Origin of the sequence: Psychromonas algarum (assembly GCF_004376845.1) — a bacterium.
Taxonomy (GTDB): Bacteria; Pseudomonadota; Gammaproteobacteria; order Enterobacterales; family Psychromonadaceae; genus Psychromonas.
Genome location: NZ_SNUW01000016.1, coordinates 20,555 through 40,752, shown reverse-complemented (window position 1 = coordinate 40,752; position 20,198 = coordinate 20,555). Strand labels below are relative to the sequence as shown.

The 20,198-nt window shown below is 37.3% G+C and carries 18 protein-coding genes, 1 rRNA gene and 1 riboswitch; of the genes, 12 read left to right on the top strand and 7 right to left on the bottom strand.

All coding sequences use genetic code 11. The features are described from left to right. The first annotated feature begins 7 nt into the window (after positions 1–7). Positions 8–123, top strand: a 5S ribosomal RNA gene (gene rrf / locus E2R68_RS12905). A gap of 421 nt (positions 124–544) precedes the next feature. Next, positions 545–1,981, top strand: coding sequence for an MDR family MFS transporter (locus E2R68_RS12900; protein ID WP_208380240.1), 1,437 nt, complete (start codon positions 545–547; stop codon positions 1,979–1,981). 73 nt (positions 1,982–2,054) lie between these two features. On the opposite strand, the gene crp is transcribed toward E2R68_RS12900, so the two are convergent. Beyond that, on the bottom strand, positions 2,055–2,693 hold the full coding sequence (gene crp, locus E2R68_RS12895; RefSeq protein ID WP_025565472.1) for a cAMP-activated global transcriptional regulator CRP: 639 nt from the start codon (positions 2,691–2,693) through the stop codon (positions 2,055–2,057). Positions 2,694–2,914: 221 nt separating this feature from the next. Continuing rightward, positions 2,915–3,145: a YheU family protein gene (locus E2R68_RS12890; protein ID WP_134278092.1), complete on the bottom strand. Its 231-nt coding sequence runs from the start codon at positions 3,143–3,145 to the stop codon at positions 2,915–2,917. Between the two features lie 53 nt (positions 3,146–3,198). Here E2R68_RS12890 and can point away from each other — a divergent pair, with 53 nt between their 5' ends. After that, positions 3,199–3,828, top strand: coding sequence for a carbonate dehydratase (can, locus tag E2R68_RS12885; protein ID WP_134278091.1), 630 nt, complete (start codon positions 3,199–3,201; stop codon positions 3,826–3,828). Positions 3,829–3,884: 56 nt separating this feature from the next. Next, a complete protein-coding gene (locus E2R68_RS12880; protein WP_134278090.1) occupies positions 3,885–4,187 on the top strand; it encodes a c-type cytochrome in 303 nt (100 codons plus the stop codon). Positions 4,188–4,254: 67 nt separating this feature from the next. Here E2R68_RS12880 and E2R68_RS12875 read toward each other — a convergent pair whose 3' ends face one another. The 5 genes from E2R68_RS12875 to E2R68_RS12855 all read right to left on the bottom strand — a co-directional run bounded on the left by E2R68_RS12875 (position 4,255) and on the right by E2R68_RS12855 (position 9,806). Then, positions 4,255–4,857 carry a peroxiredoxin C gene (locus E2R68_RS12875; protein ID WP_134278093.1) on the bottom strand — a complete coding sequence of 201 codons (603 nt, stop codon included), beginning with the start codon at positions 4,855–4,857 and terminating at the stop codon, positions 4,255–4,257. Between the two features lie 234 nt (positions 4,858–5,091). Further along, complete coding sequence (gene menB, locus E2R68_RS12870) at positions 5,092–5,934, bottom strand: 1,4-dihydroxy-2-naphthoyl-CoA synthase (RefSeq protein WP_134278089.1); 843 nt, start codon at positions 5,932–5,934, stop codon at positions 5,092–5,094. Positions 5,935–5,961: 27 nt separating this feature from the next. After that, positions 5,962–6,741: a 2-succinyl-6-hydroxy-2,4-cyclohexadiene-1-carboxylate synthase gene (gene menH / locus E2R68_RS12865; RefSeq protein WP_134278088.1), complete on the bottom strand. Its 780-nt coding sequence runs from the start codon at positions 6,739–6,741 to the stop codon at positions 5,962–5,964. Then, positions 6,725–8,461 carry a 2-succinyl-5-enolpyruvyl-6-hydroxy-3-cyclohexene-1-carboxylic-acid synthase gene (gene menD, locus E2R68_RS12860; protein WP_134278087.1) on the bottom strand — a complete coding sequence of 579 codons (1,737 nt, stop codon included), beginning with the start codon at positions 8,459–8,461 and terminating at the stop codon, positions 6,725–6,727. Before menD ends, menH begins: the two co-directional genes overlap by 17 nt. A gap of 10 nt (positions 8,462–8,471) precedes the next feature. After that, entirely contained in the window at positions 8,472–9,806 is a 1,335-nt protein-coding gene (locus E2R68_RS12855; RefSeq protein ID WP_243834685.1) for an isochorismate synthase, read from the bottom strand. Between the two features lie 113 nt (positions 9,807–9,919). Here E2R68_RS12855 and menA point away from each other — a divergent pair, with 113 nt between their 5' ends. The 8 genes from menA to thiH all read left to right on the top strand — a co-directional run bounded on the left by menA (position 9,920) and on the right by thiH (position 20,103). Next, positions 9,920–10,834, top strand: coding sequence for a 1,4-dihydroxy-2-naphthoate octaprenyltransferase (gene menA / locus E2R68_RS12850; RefSeq protein ID WP_134278085.1), 915 nt, complete (start codon positions 9,920–9,922; stop codon positions 10,832–10,834). 203 nt (positions 10,835–11,037) lie between these two features. Then, positions 11,038–13,134 carry an elongation factor G gene (gene fusA, locus E2R68_RS12845; protein ID WP_134278084.1) on the top strand — a complete coding sequence of 699 codons (2,097 nt, stop codon included), beginning with the start codon at positions 11,038–11,040 and terminating at the stop codon, positions 13,132–13,134. A 220-nt stretch (positions 13,135–13,354) separates the two neighbouring features. Then, a riboswitch (TPP riboswitch) is annotated at positions 13,355–13,491 on the top strand. A gap of 94 nt (positions 13,492–13,585) precedes the next feature. Continuing rightward, positions 13,586–15,568 carry a phosphomethylpyrimidine synthase ThiC gene (gene thiC, locus E2R68_RS12840; protein WP_134278083.1) on the top strand — a complete coding sequence of 661 codons (1,983 nt, stop codon included), beginning with the start codon at positions 13,586–13,588 and terminating at the stop codon, positions 15,566–15,568. A gap of 117 nt (positions 15,569–15,685) precedes the next feature. Continuing rightward, entirely contained in the window at positions 15,686–17,194 is a 1,509-nt protein-coding gene (thiE, locus tag E2R68_RS12835) for a thiamine phosphate synthase (RefSeq protein ID WP_134278082.1), read from the top strand. Between the two features lie 12 nt (positions 17,195–17,206). Next, positions 17,207–17,956 carry a HesA/MoeB/ThiF family protein gene (locus E2R68_RS12830; RefSeq protein WP_134278081.1) on the top strand — a complete coding sequence of 250 codons (750 nt, stop codon included), beginning with the start codon at positions 17,207–17,209 and terminating at the stop codon, positions 17,954–17,956. Between the two features lie 27 nt (positions 17,957–17,983). Then, positions 17,984–18,184, top strand: coding sequence for a sulfur carrier protein ThiS (gene thiS / locus E2R68_RS12825; RefSeq protein WP_134278080.1), 201 nt, complete (start codon positions 17,984–17,986; stop codon positions 18,182–18,184). Positions 18,185–18,187: 3 nt separating this feature from the next. Next, complete coding sequence (locus tag E2R68_RS12820; protein ID WP_134278079.1) at positions 18,188–18,988, top strand: thiazole synthase; 801 nt, start codon at positions 18,188–18,190, stop codon at positions 18,986–18,988. Next, a complete protein-coding gene (gene thiH / locus E2R68_RS12815) occupies positions 18,985–20,103 on the top strand; it encodes a 2-iminoacetate synthase ThiH (protein WP_134278078.1) in 1,119 nt (372 codons plus the stop codon). The genes E2R68_RS12820 and thiH overlap by 4 nt, the downstream gene beginning before the upstream one ends. The last annotated feature ends 95 nt before the right edge of the window (positions 20,104–20,198 follow it).

Here is a 20,198-nt window from a genome sequence, read left to right as displayed (position 1 = left end):
TTTTATGCTTGGCGACAATAGCGCTGTGGTACCACCTGATCCCATGCCGAACTCAGAAGTGAAACGCAGCTGCGCCGATGATAGTGTGGGGTCTCCCCATGTGAAAGTAGGTCATCGCCAAGCGCCTGATTAAATGAACCCTGTTGATTAACATCGACAGGGTTTTTTTATATCTAAAATTTAGTGATGTGCTAGCATCGTCTCATAAGCGGCGGAGCTCTGCGAACCCTTTCAATCAGCAATCTTGCAATATATTCAGAACAATTCCTGATGATACCAATTCCGTTAATTATCTTATCAGGTTCATCCAATCTCTAGTGCCTATCTTCTTTACTCTTTTAACATCACTTACAAACTCATACCAAGCAATACTGATGGTATTAATCCGTCTGCAGGTTTTTTTCGTAAATGATAGCCTGAATACGGTAGGTGAAGCTTGTAGGCTAGAACCCTCTACTTTATGTAAATATAGTTGCAGTGATTTAATATTCAGGCATTATTTAATATTTTCTACTCACCAATGAATCATTCATGTGGATATTTTATGTCTAAGCAAGCCACTAACGGCGCTTTAACTCGCCAGACCTTTCTCATTTTCTTTTCTGCTGTATTTTTACCAATGTTTTTAGCTGCTGTGGATCAAACTATTCTAGCAACGGCTACCCCAAGTATCGTTGGGGATCTTGGACAATTACATTTATCATCATGGATTGCGATAGGTTATTTATTAGCCACTGCTGCATCAGTTCCTATTTATGGTTGGTTAGGCGACCGTTATGGACGACGTAATGTTTTAAATTGGGCATTGATTATTTTTTGTATTGGTTCAATTGCAGGTGCATTAGCTAATACTATGCCTGAAATGATCATGGGACGCGTTATCCAAGGTCTTGGCGGCGGTGGGTTAATGAGTTTATCTCAGGCTTTAATTGCTGAGTTGATCCCACCTAGAGAGCGAGCTAAATACCAAGGCTATTTTGCTGCTATGTTTGCCTGTGCAAGTATAGGTGGACCTGTGATTGGTGGTTTTGTTGTTACTCACTATTCGTGGCATTGGTTATTTTGGGGGAATATTCCATTGGCTTTGATTGCAGTTTTGCGTTTATTAAAACTAACTTCTACACAAACCGCTGAAAACAGAAGTAAGCCTATAGATTGGATTGGCTTGATTGTTTTTCCAATGTTGTGCACTGTATTTTTATATTGGGCTTCCGTTGGCGGACAAAGTTTTGATTGGTTCTCTTTAACAAGTAGCTATTATGTGTTCCTTGTTATGATATTAGGGGGTATTTTTCTTTATAATCAACGCCATCATTCATCACCATTTTTGCCTAATAAATTACTCACCAATAGAGCTATTTACATCCCTTTGACGACTTCAATGTTATTTGCCGCTTGTATGTTTGCTTTGATATTTTTTCTACCTATCTATTTACAATTAGGTTTAAAAACTAATGCGGCAACTTCTGGCTTATTATTATTACCTGTTACTGCAGGGAATATAATTGGTGCATTATGTAGTGGGCGTATTATGGCAAAAACAGGTATTCCCAAATGGATACCTGTCGTTGGTATGTCCTTATCAACAATAGGTTTTATTGCTTTAGGTAGTGTCTCACCATCTCCAGTATTAATAAGTGTGCTAGGTATGTTGTGCGGTATTGGTTTTGGTACCGTAATGCCAACAACTCAATTGGTAATACAAACTGTTGGTGGGAAAGCCAATGTGGGAACGGTTACTGCGCTTGCGTCTTTATGTCGTAATTTGGGGGCTGCGATAGGAACGGCTTTATTTGGTGTGCTTATATATAGTTTATTACCTCACTTTGATCATAATACAAGTATTGAAACTCTTTTAAATGGTCCAAAAGAGCCTATTATTGATGCATTTCAAACTAGTTTTTATGTTGCGGCTATCTTTGCTGCGTTAGGTGCTATTAATGCTGCTCGTGCACCTATTATCTCTCTTGGTAGTGAATGATCTGCTCGTAAATTTTAGTTAAAAAAATGCCGCTCATCATTGAACGGCACTTAATAATTTTGTTTGGGGTATTTTAACGAGTACCGAATACTACGATAGTTTTACCATGAGCAGAGATAAGACCCTGTTCTTCCAACATTTTTAAAATTCGGCCAACAGTTTCACGTGAACAACCAACAATCTGTCCAATTTCCTGACGAGTAATTTTAATTTGCATACCGTCTGGGTGAGTCATTGCATCTGGTTGTTTTGCTAAATCTAATAATGTATTAGCAATACGTCCTGTTACATCTAAAAATGCTAAGTTACCTACTTTTTGGCTTGTAACTTGTAATCTATTTGCCATTTGACGTGAAAGGCGCATTAAAATTTCTGGGTTCACTGTGATTAATTGAGTGAATTTTTTATATGAAATTTCAGCTACTTCACATGCTGATTTTGCTTTTACAGATGCGCTACGAATAGGGTTTTCTTCTTTGTCGAATAGACCTAATTCACCAATGAAATCACCTTGGTTCAGGTAAGATAAAATCATCTCCTTACCATCTTCATCTTTAATCACAACTGCAACAGAACCTTTAACGATAAAATATAGCGTATCGGCTTTTTCACCTGCATGGATAAGCATACTTTTTGCTGGGTACTTATGTGTATGGCAGTGTGATAAAAACCATTCTAACGTTGGATCGGTTTGAGGTTTGGTAATGATCATAAACTTCCCTTAATCTGTAGTGAATAGCTAGACGCTATTACTTTCCTATATTATACGAGTAAAACTTTGTATGTGAATTGTATCGCTTTTTCAAACATATCTATAATCTTTATAGGCAATAGTTCTGTTATAAATATGACCTTGGTCATAAACAAGCTTTAATTCTATTTGTGTTGATTATTTAAGTACTAAATTTTTTTAAAAAATAAAATTAGAAATGCTTATTCAACTTTTCTTTGTTGAAACTCGTGTTTACTAATTAAAGAGACACTTTCAGTTAATTCTGAATAAATAATATAGACTTCTTCATTTTGTAATTGTAGTAAAATTTGTTGTGTTTTTTGCTGTAATGAATATTCAACTTCACCATAATCAGTGCCTTCTCTCAAAGCATATTGCTCAATAATGTTATTTAGTGTTATTTCGTCGAGCTCTTGATAGGGTATGATCATAAAAAATTCCATGTAATAGTTTATTTAACGATACAGTAATTTATAGGTGATGTATGAGTTTGTTAGAAGACTTATTAGAAAATAATGAACAATGGGCAGCTGATCTTCTTAAAGAAGATCCTTCTTTTTTTGCTCATTTAGCAGAGCAACAATCACCTGAATACTTGTGGATAGGTTGCTCTGATAGCCGCGTTCCTGCTAACCAATTACTGGGGTTAATGCCTGGAGATGTTTTTGTACATCGTAATATCGCTAATTTAGTAATACATACTGATTTAAATTGCATGTCAGTCATTAAATATGCCGTTGATGTTTTAAAAGTGAAACACATTATTGTGACGGGGCATTATGATTGTGGTGGTATTAATGCTGCAATGCAAAAACAGTCATTTGAGTTAATTGATGGTTGGTTAAGAAACATTAAAGATATTTATGTAAATCATTTAGACCATTTTAATGAATCAATGACGGAAAAAGAGAAGTTAGATTATTTAACGGAGCTTAATGTTATAGAGCAAGTTAAAAATGTATGTCATACAACCTGCGTTCAACAAGCATGGGGGAAAGGACAAGAATTGACGATACATGGTTTAATCTATTCAGTAAAAAATGGCCGCTTAAAAGACTTAAAGGTTAATTTTAACAATATAGATAATATTAATGATTTGTATCATATTAGCTAGCTAACCTTGTACTAGACTATCATCTTACTTAAATTTAATACTTAAAAGGAATTAAAATGAATAAAAAACTAATAGGGCTCTTATTGTTAGGAATGCCATTATGGGCTAATGCTGGTGATATTGCTGCTGGTAAAGCTAAGTCTGCTGTTTGTACCATGTGCCATGGTGCTGATGGTATTGGTACTGCACCTATTTATCCTAACTTAAAGGGTCAGAAAGAAGCTTATCTTAATGCTTCGTTAAAAGCTTATAAAGCATCACAACGAAAAGGTGGTATGGCTGCTCTTATGAATGCACAAGCTGCCGCATTAAGTGATGAAGATATTGCTAATCTTGCTGCTTATTATTCTTCTTTATAATAAAGCTATAAGATCAAGAATGGCCTCAATGAGGCCATTTACAATTTTTACTTCTAAAAGTAAAAAATTATAGGTCGTCAGAATGACCAGATAAGTATTTAGCAACACCCTCAGGAGATGCTTCCATACCTGCTTTATCTTTAGCCCACTGTGCTGGACAAACTTCACCGTGCTCTTCGTGGAATTGTAATGCGTCAACCATACGTAACATCTCATCTATGTTACGACCCAGAGGTAGATCATTTACTACTTGATGACGTACAACACCATTTTTGTCGATTAAGAAAGAACCACGTAATGCTACGCCAGCTTCTTCTAGTTCAACATCATATGCTTTACAAATTTCATGTTTTACATCAGCTACTAGTGGGTATTGAACTGCACCGATACCGCCATCATTGATCGCAGTGTTACGCCATGCGTTATGAGAGAATTGTGAATCGATTGAAACACCGATTACTTCAACACCACGTGCTTGAAAATCACCAAAACGCTTATCAAAAGCAATAAGTTCAGAAGGGCATACAAAAGTAAAATCTAATGGGTAGAAGAAAATAACTGTTTCTTTACCATTAGTGAATTCTTTTAAATTAAAGCTATCAACAATTTCGCCGTTTCCTAATACTGCTGCTGCTGTAAAGTCGGGAGCTTGCTTGCCTACTAATACCATGTAATGTTCCTTTATTTTATCTAGTTTAAGTACTGCGATTGTTTGCTTTTTCATTCAGAATAGCAAAGACAGAATGCGTTAAATTACCTATTTATACGAATTGTTTATATCAATCAAATTGATAGTCATAGGCTATTAATAAGTTGCATCTTATCTACTAAAACATAACCTTAATATTCTATTTAGTAAACAAACAACGCTCTATTTTGAGTATTCAATACTGTTAATTTTTTATTATGGATTTCTAGAGTATTTACTAAAGTCTGGTTTGCGTTTTTCATTGAATGCGTTACGGCCTTCTTGACCTTCTTCACTCATATAAAATAGCATGGTTGCATTGCCGGCCAGTTCTTGTAAACCTGCTTGTCCATCACAATCTGCATTAAGTGCAGCTTTAAGGCAACGTAATGCCATCGGGCTATTTTGTAATATTTCACGACACCATTTCACTGTTTCTTTTTCAAGATTTTGTAATGGTACGACAGTATTTACTAATCCCATATCAACAGCTTCCTGTGCATCATACATGCGGCAAAGAAACCAAATTTCGCGTGCTTTTTTCTGTCCGACAATACGAGCCATATAACTCGCACCCCAACCACCATCAAATGAACCAACTTTAGGCCCTGTTTGACCAAATTTTGCATTATCAGCTGCGATAGTGAGGTCACACATCATGTGTAAAACATGGCCACCACCAACAGCATAACCTGCAACCATAGCAATCACTGGTTTTGGACAAGTTCTGATCTGACGTTGAAAATCTAGTACATTTAAATGATGTCCACCTTCTTCATCTTTATAACCTGAATCGCCACGTACGCTCTGGTCTCCACCTGAACAAAATGCAAGATCTCCTTCGCCTGTTAAAATAATGACACCAATTTTTTGATCATAACGAGCATCATTCAGTGCTTGCATCATTTCATTCACTGTTTGTGGACGGAAGGCATTGCGAACTTGGGGACGATTAATGGTGATTTTAGCGATACCATCTGCTTTGTGATAATAAATATCTTCAAATGCTAAGCTGCTGCTTTGCCATTCTATTGCTGAATATAAGTCTGCTTGGTTCATAATATTTCTCGTGTTAAATAATATTGATTAAATAAATATTTTTTTAATGTTATTCGCATAATTTACTGGGGCATGTTGATGCGTATTGTGTCCTAATCCATTAAAACAATGAAAATTTAAGGTATCGGTTGCAGGAATAGATTCTGCTAATTGCTTAAATTTTATATCCTTTTGTCCATAAAAATAGGTAATAGGCAACTTGGTTTCTGCTAAAAATGTACTTGCACAAACTTGATGTGCGAGACTTGTTGAGAGCAGCATACTTGCAAGCGGTACTCCATAATTATGGCTTCGTTGTTCAATAATAAAATCTTTTCGTTCATAGTTTAGGTCATCAAAAATAGCTTGCTCATACCATTGGTATAAACTTTCTTCTACAGATTGTGTTGCAAAGCGTTCAGCCCAAGCAAGATCAAATTGGTAACGATTCGTTTTATCTGTTTCATTATCTAATCCAATATGAGATGACTCTAGGATTAAATGTTGTAAACGAGGGTCGTTTTGACTACGGGCATAATCTAATGCGATACGACCACCTAATGAGTAACCTATTAAACTATATGCTTGAATATTTAGTTGTTCTAAAGTGAAGGCTATTAATTTATGGCAATTTTCAAAACCATTAGTAATAGATGCAGTTGTTGCAACAGAGCGGCCATGCCCGGGTAAATCAATAGTTACACAGTGAAATGAGTCTTTTAACTGATCAATGGTAGTTTGCCAATCTTTACGGTTACCTAGAAAACCGTGTAAAAATACAAGGGTAGGATTTTCATTTGAACCTTGTTGTTCACTGTATAGCGGCATTTTTTACCTCATCTTTTATCTTGGATAATTGTATTGGTGTTAGTTGATTGTCTACACACACTTCAATCAAGGTCACTTTATTGTGCTTATTTTTTATAATCGCATTTTGATATTGTTTCTGAAATTCAGAAAAAGTCTTAGGTTGGTAATAATTAATTGAAAACTGATCGCAGATCTGTTGAAAATTTAAGCCGTGCGGTAATTGATAGAACTGTTGTTGATGTGCTGCAGGAACGGGTAATAAATTGAAAATACCGCCACCATCATTATTAAGTAATACAATCACAAAAGGTTGTTGTAATTGATTCAGTAGGGTTAAAGAATTTAGGTCATATAAAAAGGATGTGTCACCGATCAGTAGATTGGTTATCGCAGAACTATTTTTTGCGATACCAGCAGCCGTTGCTATTAAACCATCAATACCGCTCGCTCCTCGGTTGCTAAATATTGTTGCATTTGATTGCGCGAACATATCCGCTAAACGGATCGCTAAACTGTTCCCTAAAACGATATTACCCTGACTTTGATTAAGTAAATAAGTACTACTATTAATTTCACTTATTTTGTTATCTATTAAATAAGGTTTTATTACTTTTTCTAATGTCGCTTGATAAGTTTGAATTGCTTGCAACCAATCGTTGTAGATCTTTTTGCTATTAATCACTTGTTTGATAAAAGTCGCTGCACCACAAACAAAACGTTGTTTGATGCAATGTGAAGCATCTATTCTGTTTTTATGTTCAGATATTAACCAAACAGGTCGCGTACTTTTTTTAATAAACTGGTTTAACCGTTTACTAATTAAATGGTCTGAAAATTGTAAAATAAGATCAGCTTGTTGGATCAGATTTTTAAATTGCTCGTTTTCTAATAATAAGTCATAACCATGACTATTTACTTCTGTACCTTGTAAATGGGATTGCACATCAGCAAATAAAGGAAGTTGAAATTGTTGGCAGAATTGTTGAATTTCCAATGCTTCTTTTTTATCTTTAATACGCCCGACAATAACTAATACTTTGGTTGCAGCTATGTCTATTGGCTGATTATTCAGCTGCGTTGTTGTTGAATGATAAATAGTGAAAGGGGTATCTTGTATCAGCCAATCTTTTAAACTGCTTAAATAATTTGTGAAGTTAGTTTTTTCTGCTGCGGGATAAAATGGCTCTGGTATCGCCATATTAAAATGGATCGGTCCAATATTTGATTGTTGTTGAAATAGACCTTGGTCAAGTGTTGTTAATAAAAAATTACTTTCGACCGATATACTTGGGCTAGGTATCTGAGCAAAAAACACTGGATAATCTGCAAAAATTTTATATTGTTCGATTGCTTGGTTAGCGGCACAATTAATTAATTCTGGCGGTCTATCTGCAGAGATAACAATTAATGGGATATGGCTTTGTTTGGCTTCAATGACTGCGGGATATAAATTAGCCACAGCAGTCCCGGAAGTAGTGATGATCACAACTGGTTTTGATTTTGCTTTACTTAACCCGAGTGCTAAAAATCCTAATCCTCGTTCATCAAAGTGGATATGTGTTTTTGCTTTAGGATGATTAGCGGCAGCTAACGTAAAAGGTGTCGATCGAGAGCCAGGAGCGATACAAAAATCATCTATATCATGACGAATTAATTCTTCAATAAATAAGTTTGCCCATAATAAATTAATATTATGGTGTTGATCAGGGAAGGCATATTGTTTATCTACCTGAGTCATTTATTATCCTTTATCGTGCGCCTAAAATAGTTAATATAGTTTGTATTTTATTATCGAGTTCTTGCCATTCTTGCTCTGCAATGGAGCCGGTGACAATACCTGCTCCAGCAAATAATTTAATATTGTTTTTACTGACCAGTGCACTTCTTATTGCGACGCTAAAATCACTTTCTTGCTCACTTATACAACCAACTGCTCCTGCATACCAGCCTCTATTATAGGGCTCATTATCATTGATGAATTGTAAAGCAGGTAGTTTTGGGGTGCCGCCAACCGCAGGAGTAGGGTGTAGTTTGTATAATAAATCAGAGTCTTTTGTTTGTTGTGTTAATTGAGCTGTAATAGGTACGCATAAATGTTGTACATGCTGTAGCTGTAATACATGGGCAGGTGAAAAACTGACTTCAGCTTTAAGTTGTTTTAAATTAGCGATGATAAATTCTTGAACAAGATAGTTTTCACGATCTATTTTTTTATCGTTAAGCAAACTTTGTAAGAGTAAATTATCTTCTCGTTTATCACGACCTCTGTTTACTGTGCCAGCTAATGCTTCTGTTGTTAATTGCTGTTGTCGGCGAGAATACAGGCGCTCAGGAGAGCAGCTAATAAAACTATGTTCTTGAGAAAGCTGAAATACATAATGGAAACTATTAGGATTTGCTTGCTGCCATAACGCCATAATATCCCAAGTATTTAAAAGACCATCAAAGGTTAACTCTGTTTCTCTCGATAATACAACTTTTGGCAATAAGGCTTTATATTCTATCGCTAATTCAACTAAACTTGCCCACTGTGTCTGATTTGGGCTGTCATGGCGTTTTATTTGTTGCTGTGTAAATGCAGATAAAGCTTGAGGAGGTTGCAGAGCTTGTATTATATGGATACTTTTTTCTACTGAATTGGTCCCATTAAAATGAAATACTGCTTGCCATTGCTCACTGGTATTATCGGTTTGATTGAATAAGGACGATGATTGAATGTGTTGAAATACAAGCAATGGACGAATGAATAAAGTCGCAGGAAAATCAGACCATTGCTCGCCTTGCTGTTGAAAAGCTAGCCCCCCTAAATACAATGCATTATTATCTGCTTTTGGAATATGCTCTAAAGTTTCAATTGCTCCAAAGCTTGCTAAGGTTGTCGTTTGCTCTTTATTTTGCCAATAAATGGTCGGTAATAAACAACAATTTTTTGGCTGGGCTGTTGTTTGTCCTTTTAATAAAGGTAACAATGGCAAGGAATCAATAGTGACCGTTAAGTTTTTTGTTGGAAATAGTCCATGATCAAGGCTAAATGATTGTAATTGCTGTACTAATATTTTTTGTAATTGTTGAAATTGGTGCATATTTTCGAGCATAAGTCGGTTATATATTTATCCATCCATATTGGTTAATGTAACGCGATCTTAACCTTATTCCTAGTACTGTTAACAACAATCATCATTTTATAGGATTTTTAGTGAAGTTATTTACCGTCTGGATCGAAGCGTTACGTTTACGCACCTTACCATTAGCTGCTGCATCTATCATAGTTGCTGCTGGTTTAGCTGTTCAATATCAAGTTTTTAATCTTGGCATCTTTTTGTTATCGCTAACTACTGCTTTGCTATTACAAATTTTATCTAATTTAGCGAATGATTATGGTGATGCAATGACAGGAGCGGATGAGCAACGAGTTGGACCACAAAGGGCTATGCAAAGTGGTTTAATTACCGCCGTGGCGATGAAAAAAGCAATTATTATAGCGGTCATTGCTTGTTTGATTTCAGGGATCACTCTGCTAAGCATTTCATTTACTAATGATATTGCTCGCTGGTTAACCTTTTTAGGGTTAGGCATTGCCGCTATTATTGCTGCCATTACTTATACCATGGGAAGACTACCTTATGGTTACCGATCAATGGGAGACCTTGCCGTATTCATTTTCTTTGGTTTATTAGGTGTTTTAGGAAGTTTTTACTTACAAGCTTTGGTTTTGCCTGCTGTGCTTATTTTACCTGCTATTAGCGTTGGTTTATTAAGTGCTGCGGTTTTGAATATCAATAATATGCGTGATGTTTACCACGATAAAGCGGCTAATAAAATTACCTTAGTTGTATTATTAGGCCGTGAAAAAGCATTTAAATACCATTTATTATTATTGACCGGTGCGATGCTATGTAGTTTTTTATATATTTATAGCTTGGAAGATAGTCAAGTCTGGCAATATCTGTTTTTATTGATTGCTAGCCCACTTATTAAAAGCTGCATACAAATTTCTAACGCGATTAAAGGTGATGATCGAAAAGGGACTGTATTTAATGAACAACTCAAAAATACAGCAATAAGTACCTTTGTATTTTCATTATTATTCTCGATTGCACTTATTGCTTAAAGCGTTTAAATATTACACTGACTACTGTTTTTAATTGCAGTGGTTAGTGTTTTTACCTGCCTTTTTATAAAAAATGATGAAATAAAGCCGAAAAAAACAACATATTTGCCATTTTTTCCAAATTCTGTGTTCTGTTTAACTACAAAAATTGTATAATGCCGCGGGAATATAGCCCCTAATTTTTTACATACAGAGTATAAAAAATGACAGATTTAAGTAAATACAGAAACATTGGTATTTTCGCGCATGTTGATGCGGGTAAAACCACTACTACAGAACGTATCCTGAAACTTACTGGCCAGATCCACAAAACTGGTGAAGTACATGACGGCGAATCTACAACGGATTTCATGGAACAGGAAGCTGAGCGCGGTATTACTATCCAGTCTGCTGCTGTAACTTGTTTCTGGAAAGATCACCGTTTTAACGTTATCGATACTCCTGGACACGTTGACTTCACAGTTGAAGTATATCGTTCACTTAAAGTACTAGACGGTGGTGTTGGTGTATTCTGTGGTTCTGGTGGTGTTGAACCTCAATCAGAAACTAACTGGCGTTATGCGAATGACTCAGAAGTTGCACGTATTATCTTCGTAAACAAATTAGACCGTATGGGTGCTGATTTCTACCGTGTTGTTAAGCAAACTGAAGACATTCTTGGTGCTAACCCACTAGTTATGGTTCTACCAATCGGTATCGAAGATGATTTCTGTGGTGTTGTTGACCTATTAAGTCGTCAAGCATACGTTTGGGATGACACTGGTCTTCCTGAAAACTACTCTATCCAAGATGTTCCTGCGGACATGGTTGATCAAGTTGAAGAGTACCGTGAAAAATTAATCGAAACTGCTCTAGAGCAAGACGAAGATCTTCTAATGGAATACTTAGAAGAAGGTACTGAACCTTCAATTGAAGAACTTAAACGTTGTATCCGTGCTGGTACTCGTACAATGGACTTCTTCCCAACTTACTGTGGTTCTGCATTCAAAAACAAAGGTGTTCAACTTATCCTTGACGCTGTTGTTGATTACTTACCTTGTCCTACAGACGTTGATCCTCAACCTCTTACAGATGAAGAAGGTGAGCCAAATGGTAAATTTGCACTTGTTTCTGCTGACGAAACATTTAAAGCTTTAGCATTTAAAATCACAGATGACCGTTTTGGTTCATTAACTTTCGTACGTATCTACTCAGGTACTCTGAAGAAAGGCGATACAATCATGAACGCTGCTACAGGTAAAACTGAGCGTGTTGGTCGTATGTGTGAAATGCAAGCTGATGATCGTAACGAACTTACTTCTGCACAAGCGGGTGATATCATCGCTATCGTTGGTATGAAGACTAACGTTCAAACTGGTCACACATTATGTGATCCAAAAGATCCAATCATTCTAGAAGCAATGGTTTTCCCTGAACCAGTAATCTCTATCTCTGTTACACCAAAAGATAAAGGTTCAACTGAGAAAATGGGTATTGCTATCGGTAAAATGGTTGCAGAAGATCCAACATTCCGTGTTGAAACTGACCAAGATTCAGGTGAAACAATCCTATCTGGTATGGGTGAGCTTCACTTAGATATTAAAGTAGATATCCTTAAGCGTACATACGGTGTTGATCTAGTTGTAGGTGAGCCTCAAGTTGCTTACCGTGAAACAATTACACAAGCTGTTGAAGATTCTTACACGCATAAGAAACAATCTGGTGGTTCTGGTCAATTCGGTAAAATTGATTACCGTATTAAACCTGCTGAGCCAGGTACTGGTTTCTCATTCAAATCAACTGTTGTTGGTGGTAATGTACCTAAAGAATTCTTCCCTGCTATCGAAAAAGGTTTCGAAGGCATGATGGATACTGGTGTACTAGCTGGTTTCCCTGTACTAGACGTTGAAATTGAACTTTACGATGGTGGTTTCCATGCCGTGGATTCATCTGCAGTAGCATTTGAATTAGCAGCTCGTGGTGCGTTCCGTCAGTCTATCCCTAAAGCAGGTGCACAACTTCTAGAGCCAGTAATGTCTGTAGACGTATTTACTCCTGATGATCACGTTGGTGATGTTATCGGTGACCTTAACCGTCGTCGTGGCATGATCGCTGGTCAAGAAGCGGGCGCAACGGGTGTTCGTATTAAAGCTGACGTACCTCTTTCAGAAATGTTTGGTTACATCGGTTCACTACGTACAATGACTTCAGGTCGTGGTCAGTTCTCTATGGAGTTCAAAAACTACATGCCTTGTCCTACTAACGTAGCAGAAGCAGTAATTGAAAAAGTTAAAGCTGATAAAGCTGCTGCTAAGAAGTAATTCTTAACTAGTTAGACTTTTTTATAAGCCCCGATGGTGAAAACTATCGGGGCTTTTTTGTATCTGCTAGTTTGTGTTAGCTAAAATTTTTGAGCGTTCACTTCAGTTCTCTATGGAGTTCAAAAACTACATTTTTTGTTATAAATATGATACTGAACTCTCTATTTTTTATTTATTGATGAGACTTGTTTAATTTCCTGGTTAATTCTTCTATACTGCGCGCATCTTGTCGGAGTGCTAATGGGGATTTCCCAAAGGCTGAGACCACATTAGTTAACCATATTTTAAATAGTTAACGTGGGATCCGTGGAACCTGATTGGGTTAATACCTACGAAGGGAACAAGTAGAAAATATCTATCTATTTTCCATTCTTGGATATTTTTTAACTTCCACACTTATTCGACAAGCACTCTTTTAAATCTTTTTATAATAAACTAGGTAAAGAATGCTATGTCTAAAGATATCAACTCAACATTAAAAACCACAGATCGTAAAGGCCTATCCCGTCGTGAATCACGTCAAGCGGCACAAGACTATATTCAAAATTTGAATAATGAGTCTTATCCAAATTCAGAAAAAATCTACATTGATGGTGAAATTCACCCAATTAAAGTTGCCATGCGTCAAATACATCAAACAGATACCTTTGTTGGTGGCACTGAAGAAAATCCTGTCTTTGAGAAAAATGAACCGATCCCTGTTTACGATACATCAGGCCCTTATACTGATCCGAATACTAAAATTGATGTTCATGCTGGTTTACCACGTTTACGTGAAGCATGGATTGCAGCGCGTGATGATGTTGAAACGTTAGAAGGTGTGACATCTAACTTTGCTCAAGAACGCTTAGCTGATGAATCTTTAGATGAATTACGCTTTGCTAATTTACCTAAACCATTACGTGCTAAAAAAGGTCAATGTGTTACACAAATGCATTATGCTCGTCGTGGCATTATCACTCCTGAAATGGAATACATCGCAATTCGTGAGAACCAAGGGCGTGATCGTGTTAAGTGTGAAGCATTGCATTTTCAACATGCAGGTCAAAGCTACGGTGCGAATTTACAAGACAGAATTACCCCTGAATTTGTTCGTTCAGAAGTGGCTATGGGGCGAGCGATCATTCCATCAAATATTAACCACCCTGAATTAGAGCCAATGATCATTGGTCGTAACTTTTTAGTTAAAGTTAACTCTAATATCGGTAATTCATCAGTGAGCTCGTCTATTGAAGAAGAAGTTGAGAAGTTAGTATGGTCAACGTTATGGGGCGGTGACACGGTAATGGATTTATCAACAGGACGTAATATTCATGAAACACGTGAATGGATCTTACGTAACTCGCCTGTACCAATCGGTACGGTGCCTATTTACCAAGCATTAGAAAAGGTAAATGGTGTTGTTGAAGATTTAACGTGGGAAGTATTCCGCGATACATTGATTGAACAAGCTGAGCAAGGTGTTGATTACTTTACTATTCATGCAGGTGTACTATTACGTTTTGTCCCTATGACAGCTAAAAGAGTGACGGGTATCGTTTCACGTGGTGGTTCAATCATGGCAAAATGGTGCTTGACTTATCACAAAGAAAATTTTGCATACGAATATTTCCGTGAAATCTGTGAAATTTGTCAGCAGTACGATGTGGCATTATCACTAGGTGATGGATTACGTCCAGGATCTGTTGCTGATGCTAACGATGAAGCACAATTTTCTGAATTAGAAGTATTAGGTGAATTAACCAAAGTAGCGTGGGAATACGACGTTCAAGTTATTATCGAAGGTCCTGGTCACGTACCAATGCAAATGATCAAAGAAAATATGGATAAGCAGTTAACTGAATGTTTTGAAGCTCCTTTCTATACATTAGGTCCATTAACAACTGATATTGCACCGGGTTACGACCATATTACATCTGGGATCGGTGCCGCCCAAATTGGTTGGTACGGATGTGCAATGCTTTGTTATGTAACACCTAAAGAGCATTTGGGTTTACCAAATAAAGATGATGTGAAAGTAGGATTAATTACTTATAAGATTGCTGCTCATGCTGCTGATTTAGCAAAAGGTCACCCTGGCGCGCAAATTCGTGATAACGCGTTATCTAAATCCCGTTTTGAATTCCGTTGGGAAGATCAGTTTAACTTAGGTTTAGACCCTGTAACATCACGTGAATACCATGATGAAACATTGCCACAGGAATCTGGTAAAGTAGCTCATTTCTGTTCAATGTGTGGTCCTAAGTTCTGTTCAATGAAGATCACGCAAGATGTTCGTGATTTTAGTGATAAGTTGGATTCAGGTGAGATCTCTATCAAAATCTTAGATGAAACCATCACTATGACGGCAGAAGAAGGCATGGCGTTTAAAGCCAAAGAATTTAATGAAAGTGGTGCTGAAATTTATCAACCACCTGTGCTTGATAAAGCGTAATTGCAGTGAGGTTTAGTTCCACTCGTGCTAAACCTCTTTGTGTTAACCTTCATTAAACAATGAATAAAATAAGTGGTTAGTGATTAAACACTAACCATGCATAACTAAAGGTTAAATATGAATAACATAGTGTGGACAATTGCTAGTTCTGATTCCAGTGCTGGTGCAGGTATTCAAGCCGATCTTTTAACTTTTCATGATTTAGGTGCCGATGGATGTTCAGTGATCAGCGCGGTCACTGCGCAAAACTCTTTATCTGTGAAGTTAGTCGAAAGTGTCTCTGAAAAAATGTTCACACAGCAGTTAGCCAGTTTAGCGGAAGATATGCCCGCTAAAGTGATTAAAATTGGGCTGATTGCAAGTGTGGAACATGTAAAAATTCTTGCACAGCAATTAGCGCTTTATAAACAAACGTGGACACATAAACCGTTTGTTATTTATGATCCTGTTGCAGTTGCTTCTACTGGCGATGATATGACGGAAGAGGGCATAACAGCAGTTATTAAAACGGAATTATTACCACAAATCGATCTATTAACACCCAATGCTAATGAAGTATTAAGCCTCTCTGGACACGCATTGATTTCCGGTGAGTCATTTAAACCAGCTGCTGAAAAACTGATCAGCATGGGCTGTGGCAGTGTATTAATTAAAGGTGGTCATTTTGAGCTGGTGGACGAAGTTGCACTTGATTATTGGAGTGATGGGGTGCGTGAAATCGCATTAACTAGTCCTCGTTTAGAAAATGTACATACGCACGGTACAGGCTGTACGTTAGCCAGTGCGATCGCCGCAACCATGGCACTAGATTACTTTATTGAAGATGCATTAGTGCTAGCGAAATCCTACCTCAACCAAGGTTTAAAAAATTCTAAAGCCTTAGGTGTAGGCGAAGGTTCTGTAGCGCATTGTGGTTGGCCTACAGATCGTGCTGATTTCCCTGAAGTGGTATTACCTGAGTCGAAAATTGGTTATGAGTTGGATTTACAAGGCAGTTTAGAAGCGGGCCCTGGATTTGAACCGTGCGACACAATTAAGTTAGGTTTATATCCTGTTTTAGATTCTGTTGAATGGTTAGAGCGTGTATTAAAACTAGGTGTCAAAACATTACAGCTACGCATTAAAGATAAACAACCTGAACAAGTTGAACAGCAAATTATTGATGCGATAGCATTGGGTAAAAAATATAATGCGCGCTTATTTATCAATGATTATTGGGAATTGGCGATTAAACATGATGCTTATGGCATCCATCTTGGTCAAGAGGATATGGATGTAGCTGATTTACCTATGATTGCCGATGCAGGATTACGTTTAGGATTAAGCACACACGGTTATTATGAAATGTTGCGAGCAAGACAACTAAAACCGAGTTATATCGCCCTAGGACATATTTTCGAGACACAAACCAAAGATATGCCTTCTGACCCACAAGGGTTAACGCGCTTGTCTAAGTATGCGAATTTAATGTCTGATATGGCAACGGTTGCGATTGGTGGCATCAACTTAGAACGCGCTCCTGCCGTATGGCAATGTGGTGTTGGCAGTATTGCTGTTGTTACTGCAATTACGCGAGCAGAGGATCCTAAACAGGTTATCGAACGTTTTAATCATATAATGCAATAAAGAGAGTAAACCATGCTGAGTGATGCTGAGCTATTACGATACAGTCGCCACCTTTTATTAGAAGAAGTAGGACAAAGTGGTCAAGAAGCCCTTAAAAAAGCCAGTGTATTAATCATTGGTATGGGGGGATTAGGCTCTCCCGCTGCCTTGTACTTAGCATCAGCTGGTATTGGACATATAGTGTTAAGTGATTTTGATAGCATTGAAGTGAGTAATCTACAGCGTCAAATTACTTATCAAAGTGATGATATTGGCGACGCTAAAGTTGAAGTGACTAAACGTAAACTACAGCAGATTAACCCAGAAATTAAAGTCCGTAGTATCAATAAATCTATGGGGGCAGAACAACTCACGATGGAATTAACCATGGCGGACTTAGTGCTCGACTGCACTGATAATATGGAAAGTCGGCAGCTGATCAATAAAGCCTGTGTTGATACAAAAACACCACTGATTGTTGGTGCCGCTATTCGTCTTGAAGGGCAGTTGATGTTCTTTGATCATCGAGAGGAAAACTCAGCTTGTTATCACTGCTTATTTCCTGATTCTGAAGAGCAAACATTAAACTGTAGTAACTCAGGTATTATCGGTCCGGTGGTAGGAACTATTGGTACATTACAAGCGTTAGAGACGATTAAACACTTTGTGGGATTACCTTCAGGTATTAAAAACAAACTGAAAATATTTGATGGGAAAACCCTAGATTGGCAAACGTTTAACATCAACAAAGATGCTAACTGTGCAGTATGTGGGAAAGGTTAAGCGAAACGCTATTTGGAATAAGAAACAATGAAAATTCAAGTCAATGAACAACCATTAGAACTAACTGACAATATCACTATTGAACAGCTATTAATACACTTAGGCAAGCCTCTTATTGGCAGTGCGGTTGCAGTAAATCAAAGCATCATCACGCGTACTAAGTGGACTGAAACAATTATTAATGAGGGAGATAAAATCTCTCTTTTTCAAGCGATTGCAGGTGGATAAAGCATGTTGTTTAAAGATATGAAAACAAATGATCAATTGATTGTTGGCGATAAAAGTTTCTCTTCTCGCTTGTTTACCGGAACGGGTAAATTTAATGATCAACAAACTATGGTAGCTGCATTAAAAGCGTCGCAATCTGAACTGGTGACCATGGCGTTGAAACGTGTTGATATGCAACATCGTGATGATGATATTCTGGCGCCTTTAATTAAAAATGGCATGAATTTATTACCCAATACTTCAGGTGCACGTAATGCAAAAGAAGCAGTTTTTGCTGCCGAATTAGCACGTGAAGCTTTGCAAACTAATTGGGTTAAATTAGAAATACATCCTGATCCTAAGTATTTACTGCCTGACCCTATTGAAACGTTAAAAGCGGCTGAAATGTTAGCGAATAAAGGTTTTATCGTTTTGCCTTATATTCATGCTGACCCTGTTTTGTGCAAACATTTAGAAGCCGCAGGTTGCGCCGCTGTGATGCCGCTAGGTGCTCCCATTGGTTCTAACAAAGGTATTAAAACGGCTGATTTTTTAGAAATTATTATTGAACAAGCGAATATTCCTGTGGTTGTTGATGCAGGATTAGGTAGCCCATCTCATGCGACTTTAGCGATGGAAATGGGGGCCGATGCCGTATTAGTGAATACTGCCATTGCAGTATCTGGAAATCCTGTCGCAATGAGCGAAGCCTTTGCTAAAGCAGTGCAAGCTGGGCGACAAGCATACTTAGCTGGATTAGGCGGTCAAAGCACACAAGCAGTTGCATCAAGTCCTTTAACTGCATTTCTTGAGGCAAGCCTGTGACCTTTAGTGAAAAAATAAAAGAATATCAGTGGGATGATATTCGCATGTCTATTTATGCAAAAACAGATGCGGACGTACAACGTGCATTATCCAAATCTCGTTTAAATTTAGAAGACTTTAAAGCTTTAATTAGCCCCGCTGCGGAACCTTATTTAGAGCAAATGGCGCAGAAATCTCAACAATTAACTTTGCAACGCTTTGGTAAAACCCAGCAGTTTTATATCCCTCTTTATCTCTCTAATATGTGCAGCAATATTTGTACTTATTGCGGTTTTTCAATGCATAACGCGTTGCGTCGTAAAACCTTAGATATGCAAGAAATTGAAAATGAATGTTTAGCCATTAAAAAGATGGGATTTGATCATATCTTACTGGTGACAGGAGAATCTGAACGCAAAGTAGGAATGGATTATTTCAAGCAAGCGTTACCTGTGATTAAGAAACACTTCTCACATATCACCATTGAAGTGCAGCCATTAGATAAAGATGAGTACAGTGAGTTAATTGATTATGGTGTTGATTCGGTATTAGTGTACCAAGAAACCTATAACCCAGTGACTTACGCTGAGCATCATTTAAAAGGTAAAAAATCTGATTTTATTTATCGTTTAAATACACATGATCGTTTAGGCGAAGCTGGTATTCATAAAATGGGGTTAGGTTCATTAATTGGGTTGGAGGAGTGGCGAACAGATTGTTTTTATGTTGCGGCGCATCTAACTTACCTTGAGAAAAAGTATTGGCAAAGCCGTTATACCATTTCATTCCCTCGTTTGCGCCCTTGTGAAGGGGGGATGGAAATCAAATCCGAGATGAATGATAAAGAGTTAGTACAACTTATTTGTGCTTATCGATTGTTTAATCCAGAAGTAGAGTTGTCACTGTCTACTCGTGAGTCAGAGCATTTTCGTAATCATGTATTGCCATTAGGCATTACTTCATTGAGTGCAGGATCAAGTACGCAACCAGGTGGTTATGCAGAAAAAGCAGAACAAGCCTTGGAGCAATTTGAAATAAGTGATGAACGTTCACCTGCCTTAATGGCGGAATTAGTAAAAAATCAAGGTTATGAAGTGGTTTGGAAAGACTGGGATCATAGCTTAACTGGAAAATAATTAGGTATTTTTGAGGTTTAAAGTTAATTACTTTATGGCTATAAATTCATAAGGAGCTATATCCTTATAACCAATTTAATGGTTTAAGTGTGATC

Coding starts and splice junctions, on each gene's coding strand:
- E2R68_RS12900 (WP_208380240.1), top strand. CDS start 545: ATGTCTAAGCAAGCCACTAACGGCGCTTTAACTCGCCAGACCTTTCTC.
- crp (WP_025565472.1), bottom strand. CDS start 2,693: ATGATCATTACCAAACCTCAAACCGATCCAACGTTAGAATGGTTTTTA.
- E2R68_RS12890 (WP_134278092.1), bottom strand. CDS start 3,145: ATGATCATACCCTATCAAGAGCTCGACGAAATAACACTAAATAACATT.
- can (WP_134278091.1), top strand. CDS start 3,199: ATGAGTTTGTTAGAAGACTTATTAGAAAATAATGAACAATGGGCAGCT.
- E2R68_RS12880 (WP_134278090.1), top strand. CDS start 3,885: ATGAATAAAAAACTAATAGGGCTCTTATTGTTAGGAATGCCATTATGG.
- E2R68_RS12875 (WP_134278093.1), bottom strand. CDS start 4,857: ATGGTATTAGTAGGCAAGCAAGCTCCCGACTTTACAGCAGCAGCAGTA.
- menB (WP_134278089.1), bottom strand. CDS start 5,934: ATGAACCAAGCAGACTTATATTCAGCAATAGAATGGCAAAGCAGCAGC.
- menH (WP_134278088.1), bottom strand. CDS start 6,741: ATGCCGCTATACAGTGAACAACAAGGTTCAAATGAAAATCCTACCCTT.
- menD (WP_134278087.1), bottom strand. CDS start 8,461: ATGACTCAGGTAGATAAACAATATGCCTTCCCTGATCAACACCATAAT.
- E2R68_RS12855 (WP_243834685.1), bottom strand. CDS start 9,806: ATGCACCAATTTCAACAATTACAAAAAATATTAGTACAGCAATTACAA.
- fusA (WP_134278084.1), top strand. CDS start 11,038: ATGACAGATTTAAGTAAATACAGAAACATTGGTATTTTCGCGCATGTT.
- thiC (WP_134278083.1), top strand. CDS start 13,586: ATGTCTAAAGATATCAACTCAACATTAAAAACCACAGATCGTAAAGGC.
- thiE (WP_134278082.1), top strand. CDS start 15,686: ATGAATAACATAGTGTGGACAATTGCTAGTTCTGATTCCAGTGCTGGT.
- E2R68_RS12830 (WP_134278081.1), top strand. CDS start 17,207: ATGCTGAGTGATGCTGAGCTATTACGATACAGTCGCCACCTTTTATTA.
- thiS (WP_134278080.1), top strand. CDS start 17,984: ATGAAAATTCAAGTCAATGAACAACCATTAGAACTAACTGACAATATC.
- E2R68_RS12820 (WP_134278079.1), top strand. CDS start 18,188: ATGTTGTTTAAAGATATGAAAACAAATGATCAATTGATTGTTGGCGAT.